Genomic DNA, 26696 nt, shown 5'->3' with positions numbered 1-26696 from the left:
GCTCCGCGACCGCTCCCACCCCTTCAGGAGACAGCTGTGGCCCGGCGACCACTCCCCCGCATTCTCAGCAGCGGCAGCGCTTCGATCACTCGCGGCAGAGAGATCGCGCGCACGGCCGCCGACGGCGCCACCGATGTGCTCCATCCGCTGATCACGATCATCCGTGGTCTGCGGCTGCTGGCCGTGTCCGGCCGGCAGAAGTGGGCCGCGACCCCCAAGGAACGGCGTGGTCCCAAGCTGTTCCTCGCCGCGGCCTGCGTCCTCGCGGTGGCGCTCGTCCCCTACGGGCCGATCCTGGCCCTGATCACGGTGATGGGCGCCGCCGCGTGGAAGGGGCGGGAGCGGACCCCCGTGAAGACCGGCCCGGACGAGGCGGAGACCGCACGTCTGCGCGCCCTGTACGAGGCGCTCGTGCCGTACTTCTCGGTGGCCGACGACCCCAGCCCGCTCTTCGCCCACGGCGGCGACTGGGAGAAGACCTTCGAGGGTTACGCCTTCGACGGCGACGGGCGGCTCACCCGCCTCCAGGTCTCCTACCCCGCGTACTTCCCCGATGGCGAGGCCGCCGCCCGGTCCCGGATCGAGCAGCTGCTGCACACCAAGTCGGGCCGCGGCCGCGAGTACCGCTTCGCGTGGGACGAGGAGGCCAACCGCCTCGTGATGACCGTGCCGGCCCCGCTCTCCACCTCGATCGCCGCCCAGCGCTTCGTCACCGCCCCCGGCGAGACGGTCCTCGGATTCACCGACCCCGACGCGGTGCGGCGCACCGTCCCGGTGCGCGACGGCGACACGACCGTGGACGCCTCCCCCGTCGTCTGGCGGACCGGCGGCCGCTCCACCGAGCCCCACCTCCTGGCCGTCGGACAGCCCGGCAGCGGCACCACGACCCTGATCCGCTCCATCGCCCTCCAGGCCCTCCAGCAGGGCGACGTCCTCGTGATCGACGGCGGCGGGACCGGTGAGTACGGCGCGCTCACCGGGCGCACCGGCGTCCTCGCCGTGGAGTCCGGACTCGGCGGGGCGCTGGCCACCCTGGAGTGGGCGGCGCACGAGACGGAGCGGCGGCTGATCTTCGCCAACCGGGCCCGGCAGGGCGGACACCCCGTCCCCGAGGACGTCAAGCGCCCGCTCTGGATCCTGCTGGACCGCCCCGGCGTCCTCGGCCATCTCGCGGCGGCCGATGGCAGGCCCGACCCCCAGGAGCTGCTCCAGGTGCCGCTGCGGCACGGGCGGGCGGCCGGGGTGACGGTCGTGCTGGCCGACCAGATCGACGCTCTGGAGACCCTCACCGAGACCGTGCGGACCCACACCCGGGCCCGCGTCGTCCTCGGCCCGGCCTCGCGCGAGCAGATCACCGCCGTGCTGGGCGCGGAGCCGAACACCTTCCCGCCGCCGGAGGTCCCGGCCGGCCGGGGGTACGTACGCCTGGGCGCCGGGCCGGTGCTGCGCCTCCAGGTGCCGGCGACGCCCGACCCGTACGACGACGCCGCCGAGGACAAGCACCGGCAGGCGGTGCTCGACGTACTGCCGGAGCTGCCGGGCGCGTCCCCGCAGCCGGACCCGGCGGCCGACGCACCGGCCGACGCCACCCGCGACGACCGTGATGCCTACGACGACCAGGACACGGCTCAGGTCCCGGTCGCCGCGGAGGGCGGGCCGGCCGGGCAGCCGGCCAGGGCCCCGGCGGCCATCGCGGAAGGGTGAGCCGGGACGCCGAAGCGTGAGGCGGGCGGGGAGACGGGCCGGGCGGCCCGTCTCCCCGCCCGCAGGCGTCCCGCGCCCCCTCAGGCCACGAAGCTGCGCGGCGCGTCCGCCCCCGCGCCCGCCCCCGACCGCACCAGCTCCACCGCCGCCGCGAGCCGCACCGCCGCCTCGTCGGCGACCGGGCCGCCCACCGTGAAGGGCAGCCGCACATAGCCCTCGAACGCCCCGTCGACCCCGAACCGCGGGCCCGAGGGCACCCGCACCCCGACGCGCTCGCCGGCCACCGCCAGCCGGGAGCCGGAGAGGCCGCCCGTGCGCACCCAGAGGGTGAGGCCGCCGCGCGGCACCGCGAACTCCCATTCCGGCAGCTCCCGCCGCACCGCCGCGACCAGCTCGTCGCGGTTGACCCGCGCCTGGTCCCGCCGGATCTCGACCGCCTGCTCCCAGCCCCCCGTACGCATCAGCCAGTTGATGGCGAGCTGTTCCAGGACCGGGGTGCCCATGTCCGCGTAGGCGCGGGCGGAGACCAGGGAGCGGATGACGTCGGGGGCCGCCCGCACCCAGCCGATCCGCATCCCGGCCCAGAACGCCTTGCTGGCCGAGCCGACCGTCAGCACCGTGCTGCCGGCCGGGTCGAAGGCGCAGACCCGGCGCGGCATGGCGGTGCCGGCGTCGAGGCGGAGTTCGGTCATCGTCTCGTCGACGACCAGCACCGTCCCGGCGGAGCGGGCCGCGTCGACCAGCTCCCGCCGCTGCTGCTCGTCCGCGAGCGCGCCGGTCGGGTTGTGGAAGTCGGCCACCACGTAGGCGAGCCGGGGCGCGGAGTCCCGCAGCACCTGACGCCACCGGTTCATGTCCCAGCCGCCGAGCCCCTCCTCCATCGCGACCGGGACGAGACGGGCGCCCGTCTCCCGCATCAGCTGGAGGATGTTGGCGTAACTGGGGGACTCGACCGCGATCCGTTCGCCGCGGCCCGCGAAGAGGTGGCAGATGGCGTCGATGGCGCCCATCGCCCCGGTGGTGACCATGACCTGTTCGGGCATCGTGGGGATGCCGAGCGCGGTGTAGCGGTCGGCGATCATCTGCCGCAGCACGGGCAGCCCGGCCGGGTAGTCGCCGTGCGTGTGGGCGTACGGCGGCAGTTCCTCCACCGCCCCCTGGAAGGCCCGGGTCAGCCAGGGTTCGGGGGCGGGCAGGGCGGCGCAGCCCAGGTCGATCATCGAGCCGAGCGACTCCGGGGGCAGCGGTTCGAGGCCCCGGGCGGGCAGCGGGTTCCCGGCCGGGACGGCGGTCCAGCTGCCCGCGCCGCGCCGCGACTCCAAGAACCCCTCCGCCCGCAGCGCCTCGTAGGCGGCGGCGACGGTGGTGCGGCTGACGGCGAGGGCGAGGGCGAGCTCGCGTTCGGCGGGCAGCCGGGCGGCGACCGGGACCCGGCCCTCCAGCACGAGGAGCCGTACCCCGTCGGCGAGTGCGCGGTAGGCGGGCGGCTTGCGGCCGGCCGGGCCGGTGGGCCTGGGCTGCTGGGCCTGGAGCTGCCGGGCCAGCTGGGCCGCCCCTACGGTCGAAGTCCACTGAGCCATCGAAATCAGTCCACCTTCCTCGAATTGGCCATGGTTGGTGGCCGATCCCCTGCCACAGAGTGACACGCAGCAGTCCACTACCACCACACCAGGGGGAAATTCGTGTCCAGGACCACCGCCCGGAGCACCACCCGCCTCACCCGGCGGCTGGTCCAGCTGTACGTCGGTCTGACGCTGTACGGGGCGAGTTCGGCGCTCCTGGTCCGCGCCGAACTCGGTCTGGAGCCGTGGGGCGTCCTGCACCAGGGCCTCACGGAGCTGACCGGCATCTCGATCGGCGTCGTCTCGATCATCGTCGGGGCGATCGTGCTGCTGCTGTGGATCCCGATGCGGCAGCGCCCGGGGCTCGGCACCGTGTCGAACGTCTTCGTGGTCGGCCTGGCGATGGACGGCACGCTCGCCCTGGTGGGCGACGTCGACGGCTTCGGCCTGCGGATCCCGGTGATGGTCCTGGGCATCGTGCTGAACGGGGTGGCCACCGGCCTCTACATAGCGGCCCGCTTCGGCCCGGGCCCGCGCGACGGGCTGATGACCGGGCTGAACCGGGTCACGGGCCGCTCCATCCGGCTGGTCCGCACCGCGATCGAGGTGGCCGTCGTCGTCACCGGCTTCCTGCTGGGCGGCTCGCTGGGGGCCGGTACGGTCCTGTACGCCCTGGCGATCGGCCCACTGGCCCAGCTGTTCCTGCGGATGTTCGAGCTCCCCAAGGCTCCCGCCGGCGGATCGTCGACCGCCGAGCCCGCCGAGCCCGCCGAGCCCGCCAAGCCGGCCGAGCCCGCAGCGCCCGGTTCCGCCGGACCGGCCACCACCACGCCTCCCGCCGGACCCGACCCCGTTGACGCCACTCCATCCGGGCAGGCCATACTGCCGCAGTGAAACCGAGCCGCCACCCTTATCTCGACCATCCGACGCCGCTCGCCTTCGCCCATCGGGGCGGGGCGGCGGACGGCGTGGAGAACACCGCGGCCGCCTTCCGCCGGGCGGCCGCCGTGGGCTACCGCTACTTCGAGACCGACGTCCACACCACGGCGGACGGCCGGCTGGTCGCCTTCCACGACCCGACCCTGGACCGGGTCACCGACGCCCGGGGCCGGATCTCCGCGCTGCCCTGGAGCGAGGTCCGCCGGGCCAGGGTCGGGGGCGCCGAACCCCTCCCCCTCTTCGAAGAGCTGCTGGAGGAGTTCCCCGACGCCCGCTGGAACGTGGACGTCAAGGCGGAACCGGCCCTCGACCCCCTCCTGGAGCTGATCCGCAGGACCGACGCCTGGGACCGGGTCTGCGTCGGCTCCTTCTCCGAAGCCAGGGTGGCCCGCGCGCACCGCCTGGCGGGCCCGCGCCTGGCGACCTCGTACGGGGTGCGCGGCGTCCTGGGGCTGCGGCTGCGCTCGTACGGGATCGGCGCGGCACTGCGCGCGGGGGCCGTCTGCGCGCAGGTTCCGGAGCGCCAGGGCGGCATCCCGGTGGTCGACGCCCGGTTCGTCCGCACCGCGCACGCGCTGGGGCTCCAGGTGCACGTCTGGACGGTCAATGAGCCGGAGAGGATGGCGGCGCTCCTGGACCTCGGGGTGGATGGCATCATGACCGATCACATCGAGACGCTGCGTACGGTGCTGAGCGAGCGGGGGGCATGGTCCTGACGCCCGGTCCGTCCACGTCCACAGGGGACGACCGAGGGGACGCGGCGTGAGCACCGGGACCACAGGAACGGCCGAGCCGGCCGGACAGCCACCGCGCGACGGGTCGCCCGCCGCCCGCAAGCGTGAACAGCACGGCTGGTACTTCTACGACTTCGCGTGCTCCGTCTACTCCACCAGCGTGCTGACCGTCTTCCTCGGTCCGTATCTGACGTCGATCGCCAAGGCGGCGGCCGACCCCGAGGGCTTCGTGCGCCCGCTGGGCATACCCGTGCGCGCGGGCTCGCTGTTCGCGTACTCCGTCTCGGCGTCCATCGTCGTGGCCGTGATCCTGATGCCGATCGTGGGCGCGGCGGCGGACCGTACGGGACGTAAGAAGCCGCTGCTGGCGGCGGCGGCCTATACGGGCGCTGCCGCGACGGCCGGGATGTTCTTCCTGGACGGCCACCGCTATCTGCTGGGCGCGTTCCTGCTGATCGTGGCGAACGCGTCGATCTCCGTGTCGATGGTCCTGTACAACGCCTATCTGCCGCAGATCGCCGAACCGGAGGAGCGGGACGCGGTCTCCTCGCGCGGCTGGGCCTTCGGTTACACCTCGGGCGCCCTGGTCCTGGTCCTCAACCTGATCCTCTACACCAACCACGCGTCCTTCGGCCTTGCGGAGTCCGACGCGGTGCGGATCTGCCTCGCGTCGGCGGGCGTGTGGTGGGGCGCGTTCACCCTCGTACCGCTGCGCCGGCTGCGCGACCGGCGGGTGGCGTCGGACGGCGAGGGGGCGGTCGGCTCCGGCTGGAAGCAACTGCGGGCGACACTGAAGGACATGCGCCGCCACCCGCTGACGCTCTCGTTCCTGCTCGCCTATCTCGTCTACAACGACGGCATCCAGACGGTGATCTCCCAGGCGTCGCTGTACGGCTCCGAGGAGCTGGGCCTCGACCAGACGACCCTGATCATCGCCGTCCTGCTGGTGCAGATCCTCGCGGTGGCGGGGGCGCTCGGCATGGGCCGGCTGGCCCGGGTGTACGGGGCCAAGCGCACGATCCTCTGCTCGCTGGTCGTGTGGACCGCGATCCTGATCGCCGCCTATCTGCTGCCCGCCGACGCGCCCGTCTTCTTCTTCGTTCTCGCGGCGGCCATCGGACTGGTGCTGGGCGGCAGCCAGGCCCTGTCGCGCTCGCTGTTCTCGCACCTCGTGCCGCGCGGCAAGGAGGCGGAGTACTTCTCGGCGTACGAGATGAGCGACCGCGGTCTGAGCTGGCTGGGGCCCCTGGTGTTCGGTGTGGCGTACCAGCTGACCGGCAGCTACCGGGAGGCGATCATCTCGCTGATCGTGTTCTTCGCGCTCGGCGCGGCACTGCTCGCGCGGGTCCCGGTGGAGCGGGCGATCCGGGCCGCGGGCAATCCCGTACCGGAGCGGATTTAGACGTTGAAGTGAAAGGCCGGTAGTGTACGCCTTTGGCCTGCCCGGAGGACCGTTACTGCGAGTGGAAGCAGCTCAACCGTTGGGTGACAACGTCCACCAGAGGTGACAAACCGGGCAACGGCGGGTACTCAACCCAGATAAAGCAGCGGCACGACGGGCGACGCATGACCGGCAACGGGAATCTTTACCGCCGACCGGACGTTGACCGGATGACGACGACAGCGACATTTTGTCCTGTGGGCGACAAGCCCGGGAGGCACGATTCATGAGTGAGCGAGCTCTCCGCGGCACACGACTTGTGGTGACCAGCTACGAGACGGACCGCGGCATCGATCTGGCCCCGCGCCAGGCGGTGGAGTACGCATGCCAGAACGGACATCGATTCGAGATGCCGTTCTCGGTGGAGGCGGAGATTCCGCCGGAGTGGGAGTGCAAGGCGTGCGGCGCCCAGGCACTCCTGGTGGACGGGGACGGCCCCGAGGAGAAGAAGGGCAAGCCTGCGCGCACGCACTGGGACATGCTCATGGAGCGGCGCACCCGCGAGGAGCTGGAGGAGGTGCTGGCCGAGAGGCTGGCGGTTCTGCGCTCCGGAGCCATGAACATCGCCGTGCACCCGCGGGACAGCAGGAAGTCTGCTTGACCGCGACGCACCACCGCTCCGCGTGACACCGCACCGAGCGCGACAACAGCACAGCACAAGAGCCGCGGGCCGTGACACAGAACATGTGTCACGGCCCGCGGCTCTTCGCGCGTGTCCCGGCTGTCCGGCACCCGCAGGTCCGGCGCCCCGACTGCTGCGACCTGCCGGGACGCCGGGGGCGCTCCGGTGGCGCGCCCCGGCCGGTGCGCCGGCGTCAGGGGGTGAGCGGCGGGCGCGGGCCCCGGGGATCTTCGTCGTCGGGACGCGAGGGGGGCTGTGGGCCCTCCTCGCGGATGACCTCGCCCTGGACGACCTTTCCGTCCGGCCGGTGCATACGGGCCTGCTGGAAGGCGTCCGAGAGGCTGCCGGGGGAAGCGGCCCGCATCCGGCGCTCCAGGGACCGCTCCGCCCGGCGGCTGATCAGGGTGCGGACGGGCGGCACCAGCAGGAGCAGACCGGCCGCGTCCGAGATCAGGCCGGGGATCAGGAGCAGCAGCCCGCCGAGCATCAGCAGCCCGTTGCCCCTGCTGCCCTTGCCGCCGGTGACCTGCGGGGCCTCGGTGGCGCCGGGGTGCCCCGGCATCTGCTGGAGGGTCTCGGTGAGGTTCTTGAAGGCGCGGCGGCCGGCGCGCTTGATCACCGCGGCGCCGAGCACCGCCCCGGCGATCAGGAGCAGCAGGACGGTGAGCCCGCCCGCGGCCGACGCGACCACGGTCAGGAGCCAGATCTCCAGGACCAGCCAGGCGGCGAGGGCCAGCGGCAGGAATCTACGGGCGCGCGAGCGCCGGGGACGGGTCGGGGGCGGAGTGCCGGTCGTCATGCAACCAGTGTGCCCGTACGGAGGGGGAAGCGGCGCAAGGGGGTGATCATGGGCCGGCCGGGCCCGTACGCGCCGGGGTCAGGGTTTCCCGCGGCCCAGGACCTTGTTGGCGCGGGAGGTGATGCCCCAGCCGGTGACCCGCCACAGCGCCTCGACGAGGATGTCCCGGCTCATCTTGGAGTCGCCGACCTCGCGGTCCACGAAGGTGATGGGCACCTCGACCACGTGGTAGCCGGCCTCCACGGAGCGGCGGGCCAGGTCGACCTGGAAGCAGTAGCCCTGGGAGGCGACCTCGTCGAGGCCGAGGCCCTGGAGGGTCTCGGTCCTGAAGGCGCGGTAGCCGCCGGTGACGTCGCGGACCGAGAGGCCGAGGGCGAGCCGGGAGTAGAGGCTGCCGCCGCGGGAGATCACCTCGCGGCTCTTGGGCCAGTTGACCACCCGGCCGCCGGGCACCCAGCGGGAGCCGAGGACCAGGTCCGCGCCCTTGAGCGCGGTGAGCAGCCGGGGCAGCTCCTCGGGCTGGTGGGAGCCGTCCGCGTCCATCTCGACGAGTACGCCGTAGCCATGCTCGGCGCCCCAGGCGAAGCCCGCGAGGTAGGCCGCGCCGAGTCCTTCCTTGCCCTTGCGGTGCAGGACGTGGACCTGGTCGTCGGCGGCGGCGATCTCGTCGACCGCCTTCCCGGTGCCGTCGGGGCTGTTGTCGTCGGCCACCAGGATGTCGGCATCCGGCACGGCCGTGCGCACCCGGTCGACGATCGGCCTGATGTTCTCGACCTCGTTGTAGGTCGGGATGATCACCAAGACCTTGCCGAGCGGGCCGAACTGCCTCTGACCGCCGTCGTTCACTACTGCCCCTTAAAGTCCGTACACAGAGGGACACCATATCCAGCGCGCGGCCCCCGGGGTCCGACGCGGTCGGACGGGCGTGTGGCACAGGCCGGGCAGATGGACGGAACTGCGGACAGAACCACGGACGGAATCGCGGACGGAACTGCGGATCGGGGCCCGGCGCCCTTCGGGCCGACCTGGGACCCGCTGGCTGCGGGTCGACCGAAAGCCGTTGTCTACTGAACGTCCGGGCCCCACCCGGGTCGCACCCTCCGTCCGGCTGAAACCTTCCCTCGCCCCCGAGGCGCGGGCGCTGAACCTGGCTGTCAGTGACGGTGCGCCGGTGCGGCACACCGCCCCATGACCCAGCGGCGTTCGACGACTGCGTGGAGGTTTAACCGGTCGGACGTCCTGTGGTGGACCCGGCCGAACCTACCGGCCCGTGGGCGCGTTCTGTCAACACCCGCGCGACCTGCGGCTTTTGCCCAAATTGCCTGGTCAGTGCCGAAGATCCGCAGGTCGTGGAGAAGCGCGCGGGCCATCGATCGGCGGTATCGGATGTCCCGACATCACTCGTTCGGTCGCACGTAGACCGTTTGTCCGAAGACCACGGTCCGCAGGCAGACCGGAAGTTCGGCCCCGGGCGTCAGATCCGGCAGGCCGGGCGTGCCGGAGCGGGGGTCGGTGGACCACCGGGCGACCCGGTCGTCGGGTGCCTGGACCAGGAGTTCGGCGGTCCGCCAGACGGCGTAGTCGGCCGGTGCGCCCGGCACCAGGAGCCCCGCGTCGTCGCGGCCGATGGCCCGCCAGCCGCCCCGGGTGTGGGCGGTGAAGCCGGCCCGGACGGAGATGCGGTGCTCCGGGGTGCGGTGGTGGGCGGCCGCCCGGACGGTCCCCCAGGGGTCGAGCGGGGTGACCGGGCTGTCGGAGCCGAAGGCGAGCGGCACTCCGGCGCGCAGGAGGGCGGCGTACGGGTTCAGGGTCGCGGCCCGCTCCGCGCCGAGGCGCTGGGCGTACATGCCGTCGGGTCCGCCCCAGGCGGCGTCGAAGGCGGGCTGGACGGAGGCGGTGAGGCCCAGCTCCGCGAAGGCGGCGACGGTCTCGGGGGTGAGCATCTCGGCGTGCTCGACGCGGTGGCGGGCGGCGCGGACCCTGGCCGGGCCCAGCGTCTCGGCGGCGGCCCGGACGCCTTCCACGACGGCGGTGACGGCCGCGTCGCCGATGGCGTGGAAGCCCGCCTGGAGGCCGGCCTCGGTGCAGGCGGTGACATGGGCGGCGATCCGGGCGGCGTCCAGGTGGGCGGCGCCGGTCTGCGGGGCGTCGGCGTACGGCTCGTGCAGGCAGGCGGTGTGCGAGCCGAGGGAGCCGTCCACGAAGAGGTCGCCGGCCGCGCCGACCGCGCCGAGCTCCCGGATGCGGCGCGCGCCCTTCTCGTCGGCGATCTCCTCGGCCCAGAGCCCGAAGACCCGGGGGCCCGGCCGCTCGGCCGCGAGGGCCAGGAGGGAGATGAAGTCCTCCTCGTCGGAGATCTCCGGTCCGCCGCACTCGTGAAGCGTGCCGATGCCGAGGGAGGCTGCGTGGTCGAGTGCGGCGCGCTGGGCGGCGGCCCGCTGCCCGGACGTCAACGCGTTGTGCGCGGCGGCCCGTACGGCGTGGTGGGCGTCGCCGGTCAGCGGCGCGTCGGGGTGATATCCGGTCATCGCCCTGACGCCGGGGACCAGGTCCAGCAGGGCGGTCGTGACGACGGCGGAGTGCACGTCGATCCGGGGCAGGTAGAGGGCCCGGCCGCCAGCCGCCTCGTCGAGCTCGGCGCGCGAGGGGTGGCGCTGTCCGGGCCACCGCGCGGCGTCCCAGCCGTGGCCGAGCAGGACGTCCCCGGCTCCGTGGCGGTTCGCGAACGCACGGACGAGGCCGAGGGCTTCGGGGAGCGTACGGGCTCCGGAGAGGTCGAGCCCGGTCAGGGCCAGGCCGGTCGCGGTGGTGTGGACGTGGGCGTCGGTGAACGCCGGGGTGACCAGGGCGCCCTCCAGGTCGACCACTTCGTCGACACCGCTCGCGAAGGCGTCGGCGGCCCCTTCGGAGCCCACCCAGGCGACCTGCCCGCGTTCGACGACCATCGCGGTGGCGAACGGGTCGGCGGGGCTGTGGACGTCTCCGCCGCGCAGCAGCACGGTGCGGTGTTCGGGGGCGCTCTGGGGGGCGGTGCTCTCGGTCATGGGACCAGTCTCGCGCCTGCCGCGAGCCGTGGGGCCCCCGCCCCCCTCAGACGCGCGGGGGCCGGGCCTCGTACGGGGTGGACAGGACGACGGTCGTCCGGGTCGAGACGCCCGCCAGCGAGCGGATCCTCGTGAGCAGGTGCTCCAGCTCCAGCGGGGTCGCCACGCGCACCTTGAGGATGTAGTTCTCGTCCCCGGCGACGCTGTGGCACGCCTCCAGTTCGGGCACCCCGGCGAGCCGCTCCGCGATGTCGTCGGGCGCGCTGGGGTCGAACGGCTTCACCGAGATGAACGCGGTGAGGGGCAGCCCGACCGCCTCGGGGTCGACGACCGCCGCATAGCCGCGGATGACCCCGCGCTGCTCGAGCCGGCGGACGCGCTGATGAACGGCCGAGGTGGACAGGCCGGTGGCCTTGCCCAGGTCGGTGTAGCTCATCCGCCCGTCCTTGACGAGCAACTCCACAATCTGACGGTCCAGCTCCTCCATGCGGATCAACCTATGGCCCCGGGAGCCTGTCGGCACAGTCGCGCGAGGTCACGGAACGGCACCTGCGGGGGGCATGTGACGAATGCCACATGTTTACGGGTCAGTAGCGGGCGGGCTCGCGATTATCGGCGTCACGCGACGGGAAGTGCTTGCTGTGGCCGAGGCCGTGGCGCCTGGCCGGCCCACCCGAGGGGGGAATTCCCATGCAGAGCCTGAAGCTCACCGGACGTACCGAACCGGAGCCTGTCGATCCCGACGAGGACGACAGCGCCGACGCGTACGACATGTTCGAGATGTTCCGGGTGATCTGCCCGGACTGCGCCCAGCCGATCGCGCTGCTGGCCGACGAGGACGTCCTGCCGGAGCACGCCCGTTGCCCCACCCCGTGGAACCCGTTCGTGCTCACCGTCTGCTCCGGCACCGGCCGTGTCGCGGCGGACGCCCGGCCCGCCGACGAGACGCTGGAGCCCCAGGAGCAGGAGGCGGCGCTGCTGCTGACGCTCCCCCAGGGACTCGACTGGCGGATGCAGCCGTTCTCCCACGCCGGAGGCCCCGGCTCCCGCCCGCTGCGTGTGCCCCGGATGCGGCGCGAGGCCGCCTGAGCCGCCGCTCGCGACGGTCGGCGGGTTCCCCGGGCCGGCGCACGGCGCACCCGGCACCCGCCGAACTGGCACTCGGATCGGGGCGGCAGTGACCCGGGGCCGCCCCGACGCGTTGACCCCGTATGACGACGCTGCATTCACCGGTCGGCTCGGGCCGCCGCCGTCTCGCCCCTCCGGCCCCCGAAGAATCGGTTCCGCAACCGCAGCCGCTGCCGCAGCCCCGGTCGACGCCCCAGCCGCCGCCCCGGTCGACGGGGACCTCGCCCATGGCCTCCCCGGTCGATCCGCCCATCTACAGCGCGCTGCTGCGGCACTGGCAGAGCAGCGGCCGGACCGTGCCGGGGATCCGGGACCAGGGATGGAACCGGGCCGTCGCCCTGCCCGTCTGGTCGGACCGGCCGCCGCGGCGCGTCTGAACCGTCCCGCGTGGGCGGGACGGCTCGGACGCGCCCCTGGGGGTCAGCGGGTCTCGGGGCCCGCGAGGTGGCGTGCGATGACCATGCGCTGGATCTGATTGGTGCCTTCGACGATCTGGAGCACCTTGGCCTCGCGCATCAGCCGCTCGACCGGGAAGTCGAGCGTGTAGCCGTAGCCGCCGAGCACCTGGACGGCGTCGGTGGTCACCCGCATGGCCGCGTCGGTGCAGAACAGCTTCGCCATGGCCGCCTGGCGGGAAAAGGGCTGCCCCGCGTCGCGCAGCCGTGCCGCCTCCAGGTAGAGCGCGCGGCCGGCCTCGATCTGGGTGGCCATGTCGGCGAGCATGAAGCGCAGCCCCTGGAAGTCGGCGATGGGGCGGCCGAACTGGCGTCGGTCGGTGGCGTACCGGACGGCCTCGTCCAGGGCGGCCTGGGCGACCCCGACCGCGCAGGCGGCGATGCCGAGGCGGCCGGAGTCGAGCGCGGACAGGGCGATGGCGAAGCCCTGGCCCTCGTCCCCGATGCGGCGGTCGTCGGCGACCCGTACGCCGTCGAAGTTGAGCTGGGCCGTGGGCGAGCCCTTCATGCCCATCTTCTTCTCGGGAAGCGCGGCGTTCAGCCCTTCGGCGTCGCCGGGGACGAGGAAGGCCGTGATGCCCCGGGGGCCCTCGACGCCGGTGCGGGCGAGCACGGTGTAGAAGTCCGCGATGCCGCCGTGGGTGATCCACGCCTTGGTGCCCGTGATGACCCAGTCCTCGCCGTCGCGTACGGCCTTGGTGCGCAGGGACGCGGCGTCGGAGCCGGAGGCGGGCTCGGAGAGGCAGTACGCGCCCAGCAGGCCGCCGGCGAGCATCGCCGGCAGGTGCGCGGCCCGCTGCTCCTCGGTGCCGTATCCGGCGAGGGCGTGGCAGGCCAGGGAGTGGACGCTGACGCCGAGGCCGATGGTGAGGCGGGCCGCGGCGAGCTCCTCCAGCACCTGGAGGTAGACCTCGTAGGGCTGGTCGCCGCCGCCGTGGGCGGAGCCGTAGGGGAGTCCGAGGAGGCCGGAGTCGGAGAGGAGGGTGAACACCTCGCGCGGGAAGTGGCCCGCGTCCTCCTCCTCGGCCGCCCGGGGAGCGATCTCCTTGGACACGATGTCGCGGACGAGCGCGACGAGCTGCCGGGACTCCTCGGTGGGCAGACGGCGTTCCACCGGCTGCGGGGCACGGTCGGACATGACGGCGCTCTCCTCCCTGTCGGGCGTTGCGACGGTCGCGCGCTCGGGGTGTGAGTGGCGCCGCCGGGTGATCTCCCGGAACGGAGCCGGGAAGAACAGACTGCCCAGCCGATCCTGCCCTCCCGGGTCTCGGGGGGCGCGGGTCAGCGGCTGTGGCGGGTTGAGTATGCCCGATCGGATGCCTTCCGTCACGGGGCGACGGGCTGGTCGGACGGGCTGCGGGGCCGCGCGAAGATCGGGAAATTGGTCCGAACCATTGACCCAACTGGTCTAGTCCTTCTACGGTTCCCATCGAACGCTTTACCGCGTTCATGCCAAACCGGGCGCGTACGGCCCGGAGTTCGACCCGCACCCCCCACGCACCAGCCCTCCCCCACGAGGAGCCACGATGCTCACATCGCACCGCCCCCGCGCCCGGCTCAGGGCGTTCGCCGCGGCCGCCTGTACGGCGGCGCTCGGCGCCACCCTGCTCGGCGTCGCGGGCACGTCCCCGGCCGGCGCCACGCCGGCGGCCCAGCCCGCCGCGGCCCCTGCGGCCGCCGACGCCGCCCCCACAGCGGCCGGCGACAAGGTGATCGGATACTTCACCAACTGGGGCACGTACGACCGGAATTACCACGTCAAGAACATCGTGACGTCGGGTTCCGCCGACAAGCTGACCCACATCAACTACGCCTTCGGCAACGTGCAGAACGGCAAGTGCACCATCGGCGACGCGTACGCCGACCACGAGAGGGCCTACACCGCCGAGGACTCGGTCGACGGGGTCGCCGACACCTGGGACCAGGAACTGCGCGGCAACTTCAACCAGTTGCGCAAGCTCAAGGAACTCCACCCGGACATCAAGGTCCTCTGGTCCTTCGGCGGCTGGAGCTGGTCGGGCGGGTTCGGTGAGGCCGCGCAGAACCCCGCCGCGTTCGCCAAGTCCTGCTACGACCTGGTGGAGGACCCCCGTTGGGCCGATGTCTTCGACGGCATCGACATCGACTGGGAGTACCCCAACGCCTGCGGTCTGACCTGTGACACCAGCGGCCGCGACGCCTACGGCGAGCTGCTCGGCGAGCTGCGCAAGTCCTTCGGGGCCGACAACCTGATCACTTCGGCGATCACCGCGGACGGCTCGGACGGCGGCAAGATCGACGCGGTGGACTACGCGGGAGCGGCGAAGCACCTGGACTGGTACCTCCCGATGACGTACGACTTCTTCGGCGCGTTCGCGGCGCAGGGCCCCACGGCCCCGCACTCCCCGCTGACCTCCTACCCGGGCATCCCGACCGAGGGCTTCAACTCCGACGCCGCGATCTCCAAGCTGACGTCGCTGGGCATCCCCTCGGAGAAGCTGCTGCTGGGCATCGGCTTCTACGGCCGCGGCTGGACCGGTGTCACCCAGCCCGAGCCCGGCGGCAGCGCGACCGGCGCGGCGGCGGGCAGCTACGAGCCGGGCATCGAGGACTACAAGATCCTCAAGAACAGCTGCCCCGCGACGGGCGCCGTGGCCGGTACGGCGTACGCCCACTGCGGCAACGACTGGTGGAGCTACGACACTCCGGAGACCATCGGCTCCAAGATGGAGTACAAGAACCAGCAGGGCCTGGGAGGCACCTTCTTCTGGGAGTTGAGCGGTGACACCGCGAACGGCGAGTTGATCAAGGCGATCGACTAGGCGGACCGTAGGGGGGCGGGGCGCCGGACGGGCTCCCCGCCCCCTTTCGGCGTTCCCGGGGGCCGGGGCAGGGGTGCGTATGAAGGTTGCGTTGCCAGGCCGGAGAAGTGATTGACGCGCTTTCGGCGGCCTCCGTACGTTACGGCCAGACCGGCCCCGTACCGCTGCCTCTCGCTCCCCAGGGAACCTCATCGTGGCAACCGCTCACACGCCTCTCGCCGTGCTGGACCTCGTGCCGGTCACCACCGGATCGAACGCGGGACAGGCGTTGCGCAACAGTCTCGACCTCGTCCGCAGAGCCGAGCAACTGGGCTACAGCCGCTACTGGTTCGCCGAGCACCACTTCAACCCCGGTGTCGCCGGCACCTCGCCCGCCGTACTCCTGGCGCTCGCCGCAACGGCGACGTCGGCCATCCGGCTCGGCTCCGGGGCCCTGCAACTCGGCCACCGTACGGCCCTGTCGGCGGTGGAGGAGTTCGGGCTGCTGGACGCGGTGCACCCGGGCCGCTTCGACCTCGGCCTCGGCCGCTCCGGCGGCTCGGCCGAGCGGGGTGCGCCGCCGGAGCGCGGGGGGCCGGGGACGGTCGCCGTCGTCGAGGGGCTGACGCCCAACGGGCTGCGCATACCGGCCCGTTACTCCAACGCGCACTTGCAGAGTTCGCCGCGCGCCGCGCTCTACCAGGGGCTGCTCCAGCAGTCGGGCGCGCAGTCGCAGGCGTACGACGATCAAGTGGCGGACATCCTGGCCCTGTTGGCGGGCGACTACGCACCCGACGCCGGGTTCGAGACGCATGTGGTGCCCGGGGAGGGCGCGGAGCTCCAGCTGTGGATCCTGGGCAGCAGCGCCGGCGTCAGCGCGCGGACGGCCGGTGCCAACGGGCTGCGGTTCGCGGCGAATTACCACGTGAGCCCCGGTACGGTGCTGGAGGCCGTCGAGGGCTATCGCGAGGCGTTCAAGCCCTCGGCCGAGCTGGACCGGCCCTACGTCAGCGTCTCCGCCGACGTCGTGGTCGCCGACGACGAGGGCGCGGCCCGTGAACTGGCCGCGGGGTACGGGCTGTGGGTGCGCAGCATCCGCAGCGGCGAAGGGGCCATCGCGTACCCCAGCCCGCAGGAGGCCCGCCGCCACATCTGGAGCGAGGAGGACCGGGCGCTGGTCGCGGACCGCACCGAGACCCAGTTCGTCGGGACCGCCCCGCAGGTCGCCGAGCGGTTGCGGACCCTGCGGGACGCCACGGGGGCCGACGAGCTGATCGTCACGACGATCACGCACGACCACGCCGACCGCGTCCGCAGTTTCGAACTCCTGGCCGCCGAATGGGGTTTGAGGGCCGCCGCCTGACGCGCCCGAGGCCGCCGGCAGGTCTCCGGGCCGGAGACCTGCCGTGCGGGTCACCGGCTCAGTGCCGGCCCCAGCCGGGGCGGGAGGTCGTCCCGTCCAGGGTCAGTTCGAACTGGTCGTAGCGGGCCATGAGGTCCAGCAGTTCGTCCTCCGTGGGGCGGTTCCCGTCCGCGTACAGCTCGGCCAGTCCCCTGAAGTACTCCTCGCGGTTGATGGCGGGAGTGAAGATGATGAGCATGGTCGCCTGGTCCTGGTAGGGATTGCGGAACCCGTGCGACATGTTCTCGGGGACATTCACATAGGTGCCCGGTGGCGCGGCGAAGGTCTCCCCGTCCAGGTGCAGTTCGACGACCCCGTCCAGGACGTAGAAAGCCTCCAGCTGTTCACGGTGGATGTGCGGCGAGGCGCCGGGGGCGCCGGGCTCCATGCGGTGCTCGAACAGGCCCAGGCGGTCGTCGGTCTCCCCTCCCACGGCCTTGAACGTCGTCTTGGTGGTCGTGCCTATCTGCACCGCTTCGCCTTCACCGGGAAGCAGTATGCGCGGAAGCATGGTCATCAGGACTCACTCCTCAATCTTCGCGACGGATTCGGTGCGCTGCTGTCCGCCGGCCTGCTCCTCGTCGGCGGCGGCCTCGAGCCAGGACAGATACCTCTCGCCGGTGTCGGGGAAGACCGTGACGATGGTCTTGCCGGCGTATGCGGGCCGCTCGACGAGGAGACGACAGGCGTGGGCGGCGGCTCCGGAGGAGACGCCCACCAGAAGGCCGAACGTGCGGGCCAGGAAGCGCGCGGTGGCGAACGCCTCGTCGTCGGAGACGGTGACCACCTCGTCGATCACCTCGACGTCGGTGGTGTCCGCGACGAACCCGCCGTTGAGCCCCGGGATGCGGTGCAGGCCGCCCCAGCCCTCGCTGAGGACGGGAGAGCGCACCGGCTCGACCGCGACCACGCGCAGGTCCGGGTTGCGTTCCCTGAGATAGCGGGCGGTGCCGCTCAGGGTGCCTCCGGTGCCGACGCCGCAGACCAGGACGTCCACCCTGCCCTCGGTGTCGTTCCAGATCTCCGGGCCGGTGGTGGCGTAGTGCGCTTGCACGTTGTCGGGGTTCTCGTGCTGGCAGGCGAACCACGAGCCTGGCCGCTCGCGGTGGATCTCCTGGGCCTTCTCGATCGCCGCCGCGTATCCCTGCTCGTGCGGGGTCCGGACGACCTCCGCGCCGAACGCGCGGAGCAGCTGCACCCGTTCGTTGGTCGCGTTGTCCGGGAGCACGATGACGCAGGTGTAGCCGCGGGCTGCGCACAGGGCGGCCAGCGAGATGCCGGTGTTCCCGGAGGTGGCCTCCACGACGGTGCTGCCGGGAGTCAGTTCGCCGCGCTTCTCGGCCGCCTCGATCATGTACAGCCCGGTGCGGTCCTTCACGCTGGACAGCGGGTTCGCCATCTCCAGCTTGGCGTAGACGGTGGTCTGGGGGTCGGCCCCGCCCAGGTCCAGCCGGATGGTGGGGGTGCCGCCGATCAGATCGTCGAGCGACGACGCGAGCCCGCGTCGGTCCGAGACAAGCATGTGCTTCTCCGTTTCGGTGGATCGGGTCACCAGGGAGCGGGCCGCCGGGGCGGGTCGCCGGGCGGGGGAGGTCACCAGGCGGGGAAGAGCAGGGACACCTCCCTCCCGGGCGACGGGGACGGGAGGGGCCGGTGGGCGGCGCGCGGCCCGGACCCGGGGGTGCGGCGCGGCAGGGCGGCCACCGGCGCGAGCACCCGGGAGTGGCTGGGCACGTCGCGGATGACCAGGGCCTGCGCGCCGATCACCGTGTCGTGCCCCACGGTGATCGGCCCGAGCAGGGTGGCGCCCGCGCCGATCACCACCCGGTCCCCCACCTCGGGGTGGCGGCGCGCGCCCCGGGGCCGGGCGTCGTCGTGCCACCAGCCGACCGACCCCAGCGTCACCTGGTGGAAGACCGTGACGTCGTCGCCGACGACGGCGGTCTCACCGATCACCACTCCCGTGCCGTGATCGACGAAGAAGCCGCGGCCGATCCTCGCGCCGGGGTGGATCTCGATGCCGCCCGACGCCAGCCGCGCGGCGACCGAGAGGAGCCGCGCGGTACGGCGCAGCCCCCGCCGGTGCAGCCGGTGCGCCACGCGGTAGCCCCAGACGGCCGGCACGGCGGGGTGCAGCAGGGCCTCGGTCCGCGAGTGCACCGAGGGGTCCCGCGACCGGATCAGGTCCAGGTCCCCGACCGCCCGGCGGTAGAGGCCGGGCGGGCTCACCGCGGTTCCTCCGTGCCGCCGGGGCGGCTGCCCGCGACCGGTTCGGCCTCTTCCCCGGCCGGGGGTGCGGGGGTGGTCGCCGCGGCCGGTGCGGCCGGTTCCTTGTCGCCGCCCCGGAGCTGCCGCAGGCGGTTCTCCGCGTACGCCACGCCCGCGAGCACGACGAGTCCGCCGACCAGCAGGTTCCAGGTGACGGACTCGCCGAGCGCCACCACGCCGATGAGGACGGAGGCGACCGGGACCACGTAGTTCACGGCCGACGCGGTGGTGGCGCCGACGTCGCCGATGAGCCGGAAGTACAGCACGTACGCCAGACCGGTGCTGAACAGGCCGAGCGCGACGATGCTGAGCGTCACCTTGAGGGTGAACTCCGGGGTGTGCCAGGTGAGGAAGGGGGTGACGGCGGCCTGGAGGACGGTGGCGGCGAGGAGTTGGGAGGCCGCTGCGGCCATGGGGGCGAGACCGAGCGGGGAGAGGTACTTGCGTACGTAGACGAAGCCGCACGCGTAACTCAGTGCCGCGCCGAGGCAGGCGAGCTGTCCGCCGAACGAGCCGAGGGCGTCGGTCCACGGGCCGATCAGGAGCACCACGCCCGCGAACCCGATGACGAGCCCGATCACCTTGCGCCGGGTCGCCCGCTCGGACGGCAGTGCCGCCGCCGCGATCGTCAGGGTCAGCAGCGGCGTCGCGCCGATGAGGACGCCCGCGATGCCGGCTCCGGTGGTCTGTTCGCCGTAGGAGAGCAGCAGGAACGGGATGACGTTGCCGAAGAGGGCCGCGGCGGCGATATGCCCCCAGACGGCCGCGGACCGGGGAAGGCCGATCTTGCGGAACGCGACGATCGCGAGCAGTACGGCCGCGCCCAGCACCAGGCGGCTGAGCACGAGCTGACCGGGGGTCAGCCCGTCCAGTGACACCTTGATGAAGGTGAAGCTGCCTCCCCACAGGAATGCCAGCAGCAGAAATCGTCCAACGGTTGCGTTCTTCATGCACCCTCCCTTTGTGTTACGGATCTTCTTCGTGCGCCGCCGAACATCTCAGTAGTTCGGCGTCTTGTGCAGCAGGTCCCTTCTCTGCACGATCTCCGGTATGTAGACGCGTTCGTTCCAGACCTCTTTCTCCACCGGTTCGAGGGCGACCGATATCACTCCCTCGTCGCAGCTGAACGCGCTCTTGACCGCCTGGGTGACAGCCGCGACGAGTTTCGACTGCTGGTCCTCGCTGAGCGAGACGGGAAAGTGTTTGATGTTGACGTGAGGCACGACGGTCTCCTCTTTCCTCTCGGTGAGACGGCGGCGGGTCTGCTGTACGAGCTCATGGAGGTCGGGGTTCTTGAGCATGGCGTAGTGCCCGCTCGACAGGTCGATCACGGTCGGGGCCGTCTCGGAGTATCCGCTGCTGTTCTCGATGAACGAGTAGTCGTCGCCGCGCGCCTTGAAGATGGTGATGGGCGCTGTGATCTTCCGTTCCCGAAGTTCCCTGAAGGTGTAGCGCAGTTCGAAGGTCCGGCGGACGACGTGGATGATGCGTTTGACCAGTTCGGTGTCGAGGTTCGACCATTTCTCGCGGATGTACGCGGCGAAGGTCTCGTCGTCCCCGGCGTATTCCACGCAGGCGTCCGCCTCCTCCCCGGTGATGGTCCCGGCGAATACGGAGTAGAGGAGGCGCACATACGCTTTGTTGGTGTAGACGGGGCCGTCGCCGTGCGGGAGTGCGCCGTCGTCGTCCGCGCGCGGGATGACGGGCGACCCGGGGGCCAGGAGGAAGAGGTTCTCGACCGTGCCGCCGGACCGCTCGATCTGATGGGCCGCCTCGAAGGCCACGCGGGCGCCGAAGGAGTAGCCCCATAAGGTGTACGGGCCGGTCTTCTGGAGCCGCTGGATGGCCCGCACGTCCGCGGCGGCCATCTCCTGGATGGTGGCGTACGGGGTCTCGCCCGGGTTGATCCCGTACGCCTGCACGCCGTAGAACGGGCGGTCGATGCCGAGTTCGCCGGCCAGCAGCCGCAGGTTCATGGTGTAGCCGCCGAGACCGGGCCAGCAGAACACGGGGCTGTCGGCGCCTTCGTTGTGCAGGCGCACCAGCCGGGAAGCGGGTTCGGTGTCGGTGCTTTCGAGGGCGAGGGCGAGTTTCTCGATGGTCGGGGACTCGAAGAGGATCTGCAACGGCAGTGAGCTGCGGAACTCCCGGTTGATGCGGTTGACGAGCCCGACCGCGAGCAGGGAGTTTCCGCCGGCTTCGAAGAAGTCGTCCTGCACGGAGGAGCCGTCCCGCTTCATCACCTTCTCCCAGATGTCGCGGATTCTCTCCTCGGTCTTCGTCCTGGGCGCGACGAACACCCGGTCGGTGGTGACCGCGGCCATCCGGTCCGAAGCCTCCAGAGCCTTGACGTCGATCTTTCCGTTCGCGGAAAGCGGGAGCGAGTCCAGGACCACGACCCGGTTCGGCATCATGTAGTCGGGGAGAAAGCGGCTCAGGTCCTCCCGGATGATCTCCGCCGGGCCCTTCATGTGCACGATGTCCTCGCGCATTCCCTCGCTGCGCAGCTGGCCTTCACTGATGCGGCCGCCCACGGAGAAGTACGACGCTCCGGTGTGCTCGCCGCGTGCGCCGAGGATGTCCGCGATTCTTTTCGCGGAGGGCAGGTCGTGTCCGGTCTTCGAGCTGTATCCCGAGGACATCAGCCCGATGCGGAGGCCGTTCATCTGAAGATGCTGGAGTTCTCTTCCGAGATCGATGTACTCGCGCCATGCCTCCCGTGCGCGGCTGATGATGGTGATGCCGAAAGCGGCCTTCTCGTAGACCTGCTGGTTGATGGCGATGACATGTCGCTTGAGGACCAGCGCGTCGGAGATCCGCTCCAGGACGCCGTCCCGGTACCGGTACTGTCCCCCGGCCAGCCCGGCGACCTTCCCGGGGTGCGCCTGCACATAGAGATCGGCGGCGGCCGCGGCGCGTACGGCGTCGAGCGGACGCACCTCGAACGTCCCGAGGTAGAAGTCCTCCTCGGCGCAGTCCAGCCGGTCCTTCACGGCCGGCTCGTACGCCGCGGCCTCCAGTCCCAGTCCGTGGGCGGGCAGGATCCGCTCGAACAGACCGGCCATATGGCCCGCTTCGATCTCCAGGACCTCAAGGATGTTGTTCCGGTAGACGGGCTCGATGGCCCGGCGCTTGCCGGCGAAGTGCACCCTGATGCGCGCGGGCGACCCGGAGGGCTCTTCGTTCGGGCTGATGAGGACGAGCCGGTGCTCCACCGGGTGGTAGTAGTGGAATCCGGGCCTCAGGAACGGGACCCCGGCGACTTCGAGGTAGAGCTGCGTCGCGTAGAGGGCGCCCGGCGAGGCATAGGCGTACTTCGGCAGCAGGCGCTCCTCACTGAGGAACTGCCCGAAGTTGCGCAGGAGTCCGCCGAGCTCGGCGAGTGTCAGGGCGCTGAGGTCCCGGGAGTGTGCGGTGGGGCCTTCGGGGCCTGCGAGCAGGGCGAGGAGGTCGGCCTCGGTGACGCCGCCGCCCTCGAACGACCGGTAGGTCTTCCGTCCGAACGCCAGTTGTCGCTGCCGGGGGGTGGCGGCGGCGCCGGGCAGATCGATCGCGGGCCTGCCGCTGATCTCCCGGTCGTCCCGCATACCCGGATTCGCGAGCTGCGCTTTTACCTGGAGTTTGCTTTCTTTTGACTGATGGTGGGCTCCGTGATTGCCCTGGTCCATCAGTGCCGCTTCTTTGGGGCTCAGCTCGATGCAGGCGATCAGGTTCTGGAATCCGGTGGCGGTGTCCTCCTTCACGAGGACCGCGGCGTTCTTGACCCAGTCGTGGGTCTCGATCGCGAGCCGTATCTCGTCCAGCTCGACCCGGAAACCGCGCAGCTTGATCTGGTTGTCCGCACGGCCGGCGAAACGGACCGTGCCGTCGTCGCCCCGGTGGGCGAGGTCGCCCGTGCGGTACAGCCGCACGGGAGCGCCCTCGCCGTCGAACACATGGGAGATGAACCTCTCCGCGGTCAGTTCGGGCCGGTTGAGATATCCCCGGGCGAGCTGAACGCCTTCGATGTAGAGCTCGCCGTTTTCCCCGGCCCGCACCGGCGACCGGTTCTCGTCGAGAATGTGGAACCGCGTTCCGGGAACGGGTCTGCCGATGGAGATCACCTGCGGGTCATCGGCGAGAGTGCGGCGGTCCACGGTGAACGCCGACGCGTTGACCGTCGTCTCGGTCGGCCCGTACAGATTGGTCAGGGTGCTCCGGGGCAGCGTTTGAAGGAATTTCCGCGCGAGATTCCCGGAGAGCGCCTCGCCGCCGCTGAAGACCTGGGTGAGCGACGTGCAGGCGGAGAAGTCCTCGGTGTCCACGAGCGCCTGGAGCAGGGTGGGCACGCATTGCAGCGCGGTGACCCGGTGGGCGGTGACGGCCGCGATGATCCTCTCCGGATCGCGGTGCAGGCCGGGGCCGTCGACGACCACGGTGCTCCCGCAGGCGGGGGCCAGGATCTCCCACTGGGCCGCGTCGAAGCTCATGGGCGTCTTCTGGAGCACGACGGTCGTCCGGTCCAGTGCGCCGGACTCCGCCAGCCAGCGCATCTGATGCACGATGCTGCGCTGCTCGATCATGACGCCCTTGGGCTTCCCCGTGCTGCCGGAGGTGTAGATGACGTACGCCAGGTGAGCCGGCGTGAGCGCGGCGGGGGCGGACCGCCCGAGCCGCGATCCACCCCGGGCCCGGTCCCCCGGCACGCCGTCCGGGCCGATGATCCTGGTGCCGTGCGGGGCCAGCTGGGACAGTCTCGGCCGGAGCTCCTCCGACGCGACGATGACGCGCACCCCGGAGTCCTCGATCATGTAGCGGAGGCGTTCTTCCGGGTATTCGGGCGAGAGCGGAAGGTAGGCGCCCCCTGCGAGGAGTACACCCCAGACGCTCGTCATCAATTCGATCGACGGTTCGACGAAGATCCCGACGGAATCGTCGGGACCGACGCCGAGATTTCGGAGATAATCCGCGGTCTCCGAGCATCGGCCGACGAAGTCGCGGTAGCTGAGACGCTCGTCCCCACGGATGACTGCCGTGCGTTCGGGATGATCCCGCACCTGCTCCAGCAGAAGGTGGGGGAGGCACTGTTCTCCGGCAGTATCACGTTCCGTCTGATCGAAGTCATTGATGGCCATGGTCTTCTTTCATCTCGAAAGAAAAATGGGCTCGGGAGCCAGAATTGGTTGGCTGAATCATGCCCATGTAAGGGTCGCCCACGGCGAGCCTTGCATTCAACCACCCATGGGGACATGATGCTGCAAACAGCAACCTGCAGGGGGTAAAAATGGACAGAAGCGACCTTATCGACGACGCACCCATCGGGCCTCGCCTTAATGCGACCGCCATTCGGGTTTACACATGGGCAGTTTCTCGCGGTTATGTTTCGATTGCCGAAACAATTGACCTCCTGGGGTTGACACAACGAGAGGCGAGAGACGCGTTGGACGGCCTGGTTTCCGTGCGTCTGATGGACTTACATACGGACCCCGGAAAAGAGCGGGACGCCGAGGGCATGCGGTGGCGCGCGCTCAATCCGCAGATCGCCGCGGCGGGTCTCGCTGCGGCCGAGTCCCGGCTGCGACGGCTGACGGCCGAACTGAGCTGCGACCGGCAGGACCTCGACGAACTGTTCGGGGTCTACTCGGCCCTCTCCACCGCCAGCCGCAGCAGGGACGCGATCGAGGTCTTCGCATCGCCCACGGACACCGCCCTGCTCATCGAGGAGGCCATGACCCGGTGCCGATCCGAGGTGATCAGCGCGCAGCCGGGCGAAGGGCGGCCCGCGGAAGAGGCGCAGCGGGCCGCGGCGAGGGATGTGGAGCTGCTCGGCCGAGGGGTCCGGATCCGGGCCCTCTTCCAGGAGTCGTCCCTGCACCATCCGCCCACGCGTTCGTACGTCGCCAGGGTCACGGCGGCCGGCGCGGACGTGCGGTCGAGCGCCGAACTGTTCGGCCGGCTCATCGTCTTCGACCGGTCCGTGGCCTTCGTACCGCATCACCGCGCGGCGGGCGGCGCGGCGGTCGTCCGGGACCGGTCGGTGGTCGCCCTGCTGTGCGAGGCGTTCGACCACGCCTGGGGCCGGGCGAGTCCGGCCGAGGACGGCCGGGCGAAGTGCGCGGAGCTGAGCGATCTGCACCGGACGGTCCTCCGGCTGCTCAGCGAGGGCGCACGGGACGAGACGATCGCCCGGCGGCTGGGGGTGTCGCTGCGCACCTGCCGGAAGTACGTGGCGGAGATCTTCGAGGCGATCGGTGCGGAGAGCAGGTTCCAGGCGGGGTATCTCGCCGCACACCGGGGGCTGCTCAAGTGAACGTCTCCCGGTCCGGGAGCCGGGCGGCGGCAGCGGATCGCTGTTCGCCGGCCGCCGCGTGCTCCTTGCCCGCCCGCCGGTCGCGCCAGGCGGGGCCGAGGACGGCCAGCAGGAGCGCGGCGGTGAGGGCGAACCCCCAGGGGTAGCCGGTCCGGTCGATCAGCAGGCCGAAGCCGACCGCACCCAGCCCCATGCCCGCGTCGAAGGCGAGGTTCCAGACCACGCTGACCCGGCCGAACTCGGAGCGCGGGACGCGTTCGAACATCGAGGCGAGGGTGATGTTCTGCACCGCGCCGAACCCCGCGCCGAACAGGACCATGCTCACGATGACCACGGCCGGGCTCTCCAGCCGTACGAGCCCCGCCGTGCCGAGGGCCACGGCCAGCACCGAGGGGAGGAGCAGCGACGACGTCCCGTGGCGGTCGCCCCACCACCCGGCCCCCCAGCGGGCGACCGGAGCGATCGACGACTGCACCAGCAGGGCCGCCACCGCCAGGTGTCCCGGCCCGCCCAGCAGGGCGAGCGGCAGGAAGGTGACGAGCACCCCGGCGGCGAACGTCGCGGCCGCCAGGATCAGCGTGGGCCTGCCGAGCGAGCCGTTCCCCACACCGCGCAGGAGGCCGCGCACCGTGCCGCCGGTGGGCTCGGACGGGGCCTCGGTCCGCCGGCCGGGGAGCCCCGCGACGGCGGGGAGGGCCAGCAGGGTCAGGGCGGCGGTCATGAGGAAGACCGGCTCGAAGGCGAAGCGATCGCTGAGCCAGACCCCGGCGGGCAGGCCCAGCACCGAGGGGACGCCCAGGCTCACTCCGTACAGGCCGAGGTTCTCGGACCGCCGGCCGGGCGGCGCGAGTTCGGCCGCCAGCTTCGTGCCCGCGACGACGACGATGCCCAGGCCCACGCCGCGCAGCAGACAGACGGCCAGCGTCAGCGGGAACGAGGACCACAGGCACAGGGCCGCCGCCGGGACCCCGAGCAGGAGCAGGCCCGCGCCCACGACCGCACGGTGGCCGAAGCGCGCGAGGAACCACGGCACCGCCGGTTCCGCCAGGACGGTGGCCAGCATCATGACTCCGGTGGTCAGCCCGGCCCCCACGCCGCCGCCACCGGCCGTGGCCGCGTACAGGGGGATCACCGACAGCAGGAGGTAGAAGCCGCCCATCCCGCCGACCGACGCCACCAGCAGCATGACCATCGGCCGGTTCAGCAGGGACGGCCGGGCGTCGCTGGCCGTCGCCGCGCCTTCTCGCCCGCTCACGCCGCGGACCACGCGGACCTCGGCATGGGGCGGTCCTCCGATGACCTGTCAGGGGCCGGTGGCCGTATGTGCGCACCGCGGTCGGAGCGTAGGGCACGCGCCTCGGCGCGGAGGCCCCTTCGGGGGCGGGGCAACACGGTGTTCGTAAAGCGGCAATGTTCGCCGCCCCGCCCCGGACGCGTCCGGACACGGCCCGGCTCCCCGCCTGCGTATCCACGGGAACTTTTTCGGCCACCCGGCCGACTACTGCCCCATGGGAAGAGACCCTGACCGA

Annotated in this window: 22 protein-coding genes; 10 read left to right on the top strand and 12 right to left on the bottom strand. The window is 71.7% G+C overall.

Translation table 11 applies throughout. The features are described 5' to 3' along the window. Positions 1-36: 36 nt before the first annotated feature. Positions 37-1704, top strand: coding sequence for a hypothetical protein (locus ACLJPL_RS27440; RefSeq protein WP_411083612.1), 1668 nt, complete (start codon positions 37-39; stop codon positions 1702-1704). 80 nt (positions 1705-1784) lie between these two features. Here ACLJPL_RS27440 and ACLJPL_RS27435 read toward each other — a convergent pair whose 3' ends face one another. Next, positions 1785-3284: a PLP-dependent aminotransferase family protein gene (locus ACLJPL_RS27435; protein ID WP_411083611.1), complete on the bottom strand. Its 1500-nt coding sequence runs from the start codon at positions 3282-3284 to the stop codon at positions 1785-1787. A 102-nt stretch (positions 3285-3386) separates the two neighbouring features. Here ACLJPL_RS27435 and ACLJPL_RS27430 point away from each other — a divergent pair, with 102 nt between their 5' ends. The 4 genes from ACLJPL_RS27430 to ACLJPL_RS27415 all read left to right on the top strand — a co-directional run bounded on the left by ACLJPL_RS27430 (position 3387) and on the right by ACLJPL_RS27415 (position 6981). Further along, complete coding sequence (locus ACLJPL_RS27430) at positions 3387-4160, top strand: YczE/YyaS/YitT family protein (RefSeq protein ID WP_411083610.1); 774 nt, start codon at positions 3387-3389, stop codon at positions 4158-4160. After that, positions 4157-4921: a glycerophosphodiester phosphodiesterase gene (locus ACLJPL_RS27425; RefSeq protein ID WP_411083609.1), complete on the top strand. Its 765-nt coding sequence runs from the start codon at positions 4157-4159 to the stop codon at positions 4919-4921. The genes ACLJPL_RS27430 and ACLJPL_RS27425 overlap by 4 nt, the downstream gene beginning before the upstream one ends. Before the next feature lie 46 nt (positions 4922-4967). Then, positions 4968-6341 (top strand): MFS transporter, encoded by a 1374-nt coding sequence (locus ACLJPL_RS27420; protein WP_411083608.1) that lies wholly within the window; start codon positions 4968-4970, stop codon positions 6339-6341. 265 nt (positions 6342-6606) lie between these two features. Continuing rightward, a complete protein-coding gene (locus ACLJPL_RS27415; protein WP_003959706.1) occupies positions 6607-6981 on the top strand; it encodes an RNA polymerase-binding protein RbpA in 375 nt (124 codons plus the stop codon). A 214-nt stretch (positions 6982-7195) separates the two neighbouring features. Here ACLJPL_RS27415 and fxsA read toward each other — a convergent pair whose 3' ends face one another. The 4 genes from fxsA to ACLJPL_RS27395 all read right to left on the bottom strand — a co-directional run bounded on the left by fxsA (position 7196) and on the right by ACLJPL_RS27395 (position 11332). Then, positions 7196-7801 (bottom strand): FxsA family membrane protein, encoded by a 606-nt coding sequence (gene fxsA / locus ACLJPL_RS27410; RefSeq protein WP_411083607.1) that lies wholly within the window; start codon positions 7799-7801, stop codon positions 7196-7198. 78 nt (positions 7802-7879) lie between these two features. Continuing rightward, the gene (locus tag ACLJPL_RS27405; protein ID WP_411083606.1) at positions 7880-8647 is read right to left on the bottom strand and encodes a polyprenol monophosphomannose synthase; all 768 of its coding nucleotides are present in this window, start codon (positions 8645-8647) and stop codon (positions 7880-7882) included. A 551-nt stretch (positions 8648-9198) separates the two neighbouring features. Next, positions 9199-10845 carry an amidohydrolase gene (locus tag ACLJPL_RS27400; protein WP_411083605.1) on the bottom strand — a complete coding sequence of 549 codons (1647 nt, stop codon included), beginning with the start codon at positions 10843-10845 and terminating at the stop codon, positions 9199-9201. 46 nt (positions 10846-10891) lie between these two features. Next, a complete protein-coding gene (locus ACLJPL_RS27395) occupies positions 10892-11332 on the bottom strand; it encodes an Lrp/AsnC family transcriptional regulator (RefSeq protein WP_018490165.1) in 441 nt (146 codons plus the stop codon). A 203-nt stretch (positions 11333-11535) separates the two neighbouring features. On the opposite strand from ACLJPL_RS27395, the gene ACLJPL_RS27390 reads away from it, so the two are divergent. Both ACLJPL_RS27390 and ACLJPL_RS27385 read left to right on the top strand, forming a co-directional pair. Further along, positions 11536-11934, top strand: a complete 399-nt coding sequence (locus ACLJPL_RS27390; protein WP_411083604.1) for a hypothetical protein — start codon at positions 11536-11538, stop codon at positions 11932-11934. Positions 11935-12056: 122 nt separating this feature from the next. Then, complete coding sequence (locus ACLJPL_RS27385) at positions 12057-12350, top strand: hypothetical protein (protein WP_411083603.1); 294 nt, start codon at positions 12057-12059, stop codon at positions 12348-12350. Between the two features lie 43 nt (positions 12351-12393). Here ACLJPL_RS27385 and ACLJPL_RS27380 read toward each other — a convergent pair whose 3' ends face one another. Beyond that, positions 12394-13566: an acyl-CoA dehydrogenase family protein gene (locus ACLJPL_RS27380; RefSeq protein ID WP_411083602.1), complete on the bottom strand. Its 1173-nt coding sequence runs from the start codon at positions 13564-13566 to the stop codon at positions 12394-12396. 388 nt (positions 13567-13954) lie between these two features. Between ACLJPL_RS27380 and ACLJPL_RS27375 the strand changes: the two genes are divergently transcribed. Beyond that, positions 13955-15229 carry a glycoside hydrolase family 18 protein gene (locus ACLJPL_RS27375; RefSeq protein ID WP_411083601.1) on the top strand — a complete coding sequence of 425 codons (1275 nt, stop codon included), beginning with the start codon at positions 13955-13957 and terminating at the stop codon, positions 15227-15229. Between the two features lie 193 nt (positions 15230-15422). Continuing rightward, complete coding sequence (locus ACLJPL_RS27370) at positions 15423-16571, top strand: LLM class flavin-dependent oxidoreductase (RefSeq protein ID WP_411083600.1); 1149 nt, start codon at positions 15423-15425, stop codon at positions 16569-16571. Between the two features lie 58 nt (positions 16572-16629). Here ACLJPL_RS27370 and ACLJPL_RS27365 read toward each other — a convergent pair whose 3' ends face one another. The 5 genes from ACLJPL_RS27365 to ACLJPL_RS27345 form a co-directional block, all read right to left on the bottom strand. Next, complete coding sequence (locus ACLJPL_RS27365) at positions 16630-17127, bottom strand: cupin domain-containing protein (RefSeq protein ID WP_128851613.1); 498 nt, start codon at positions 17125-17127, stop codon at positions 16630-16632. Between the two features lie 6 nt (positions 17128-17133). Beyond that, positions 17134-18132 (bottom strand): cysteine synthase A, encoded by a 999-nt coding sequence (gene cysK / locus ACLJPL_RS27360; RefSeq protein WP_411083599.1) that lies wholly within the window; start codon positions 18130-18132, stop codon positions 17134-17136. Between the two features lie 71 nt (positions 18133-18203). Continuing rightward, positions 18204-18839 (bottom strand): serine O-acetyltransferase EpsC, encoded by a 636-nt coding sequence (epsC, locus tag ACLJPL_RS27355; protein ID WP_411083598.1) that lies wholly within the window; start codon positions 18837-18839, stop codon positions 18204-18206. Continuing rightward, entirely contained in the window at positions 18836-19828 is a 993-nt protein-coding gene (locus tag ACLJPL_RS27350; protein ID WP_411083597.1) for a DMT family transporter, read from the bottom strand. The genes epsC and ACLJPL_RS27350 overlap by 4 nt, the downstream gene beginning before the upstream one ends. A 48-nt stretch (positions 19829-19876) precedes the next feature. Next, positions 19877-23992 carry an amino acid adenylation domain-containing protein gene (locus ACLJPL_RS27345; protein WP_411083596.1) on the bottom strand — a complete coding sequence of 1372 codons (4116 nt, stop codon included), beginning with the start codon at positions 23990-23992 and terminating at the stop codon, positions 19877-19879. A 332-nt stretch (positions 23993-24324) separates the two neighbouring features. Here ACLJPL_RS27345 and ACLJPL_RS27340 point away from each other — a divergent pair, with 332 nt between their 5' ends. Next, positions 24325-25167: a LuxR C-terminal-related transcriptional regulator gene (locus ACLJPL_RS27340; RefSeq protein WP_411083595.1), complete on the top strand. Its 843-nt coding sequence runs from the start codon at positions 24325-24327 to the stop codon at positions 25165-25167. On the opposite strand, the gene ACLJPL_RS27335 is transcribed toward ACLJPL_RS27340, so the two are convergent. Then, positions 25160-26422 carry an MFS transporter gene (locus ACLJPL_RS27335; RefSeq protein WP_411083594.1) on the bottom strand — a complete coding sequence of 421 codons (1263 nt, stop codon included), beginning with the start codon at positions 26420-26422 and terminating at the stop codon, positions 25160-25162. The two genes, ACLJPL_RS27340 and ACLJPL_RS27335, sit on opposite strands and share 8 nt — an antisense overlap. Between the last annotated feature and the right edge of the window lie 274 nt (positions 26423-26696).

Origin of the sequence: Streptomyces sp. cmx-18-6, from assembly GCF_046548915.1 — a bacterium.
Lineage (GTDB): Bacteria > Actinomycetota > Actinomycetes > Streptomycetales > Streptomycetaceae > Streptomyces.
The sequence above is the reverse complement of the archived record's forward strand: the minus strand, read 5'-3'. Positions and strand labels throughout refer to the sequence as shown.

Bases quoted from the DNA above. Each gene is read 5' to 3' on its own strand.
- ACLJPL_RS27415 (WP_003959706.1), top strand. From the start codon at position 6,607: ATGAGTGAGCGAGCTCTCCGCGGCACACGACTTGTGGTGACCAGCTAC.
- fxsA (WP_411083607.1), bottom strand. From the start codon at position 7,801: ATGACGACCGGCACTCCGCCCCCGACCCGTCCCCGGCGCTCGCGCGCC.
- ACLJPL_RS27400 (WP_411083605.1), bottom strand. From the start codon at position 10,845: ATGACCGAGAGCACCGCCCCCCAGAGCGCCCCCGAACACCGCACCGTG.
- ACLJPL_RS27365 (WP_128851613.1), bottom strand. From the start codon at position 17,127: ATGACCATGCTTCCGCGCATACTGCTTCCCGGTGAAGGCGAAGCGGTG.
- ACLJPL_RS27345 (WP_411083596.1), bottom strand. From the start codon at position 23,992: ATGGCCATCAATGACTTCGATCAGACGGAACGTGATACTGCCGGAGAA.
- ACLJPL_RS27390 (WP_411083604.1), top strand. From the start codon at position 11,536: ATGCAGAGCCTGAAGCTCACCGGACGTACCGAACCGGAGCCTGTCGAT.
- ACLJPL_RS27395 (WP_018490165.1), bottom strand. From the start codon at position 11,332: ATGGAGGAGCTGGACCGTCAGATTGTGGAGTTGCTCGTCAAGGACGGG.
- ACLJPL_RS27380 (WP_411083602.1), bottom strand. From the start codon at position 13,566: ATGTCCGACCGTGCCCCGCAGCCGGTGGAACGCCGTCTGCCCACCGAG.
- cysK (WP_411083599.1), bottom strand. From the start codon at position 18,132: ATGCTTGTCTCGGACCGACGCGGGCTCGCGTCGTCGCTCGACGATCTG.
- ACLJPL_RS27385 (WP_411083603.1), top strand. From the start codon at position 12,057: ATGACGACGCTGCATTCACCGGTCGGCTCGGGCCGCCGCCGTCTCGCC.
- ACLJPL_RS27375 (WP_411083601.1), top strand. From the start codon at position 13,955: ATGCTCACATCGCACCGCCCCCGCGCCCGGCTCAGGGCGTTCGCCGCG.
- ACLJPL_RS27350 (WP_411083597.1), bottom strand. From the start codon at position 19,828: ATGAAGAACGCAACCGTTGGACGATTTCTGCTGCTGGCATTCCTGTGG.
- ACLJPL_RS27340 (WP_411083595.1), top strand. From the start codon at position 24,325: ATGGACTTACATACGGACCCCGGAAAAGAGCGGGACGCCGAGGGCATG.
- ACLJPL_RS27435 (WP_411083611.1), bottom strand. From the start codon at position 3,284: ATGGCTCAGTGGACTTCGACCGTAGGGGCGGCCCAGCTGGCCCGGCAG.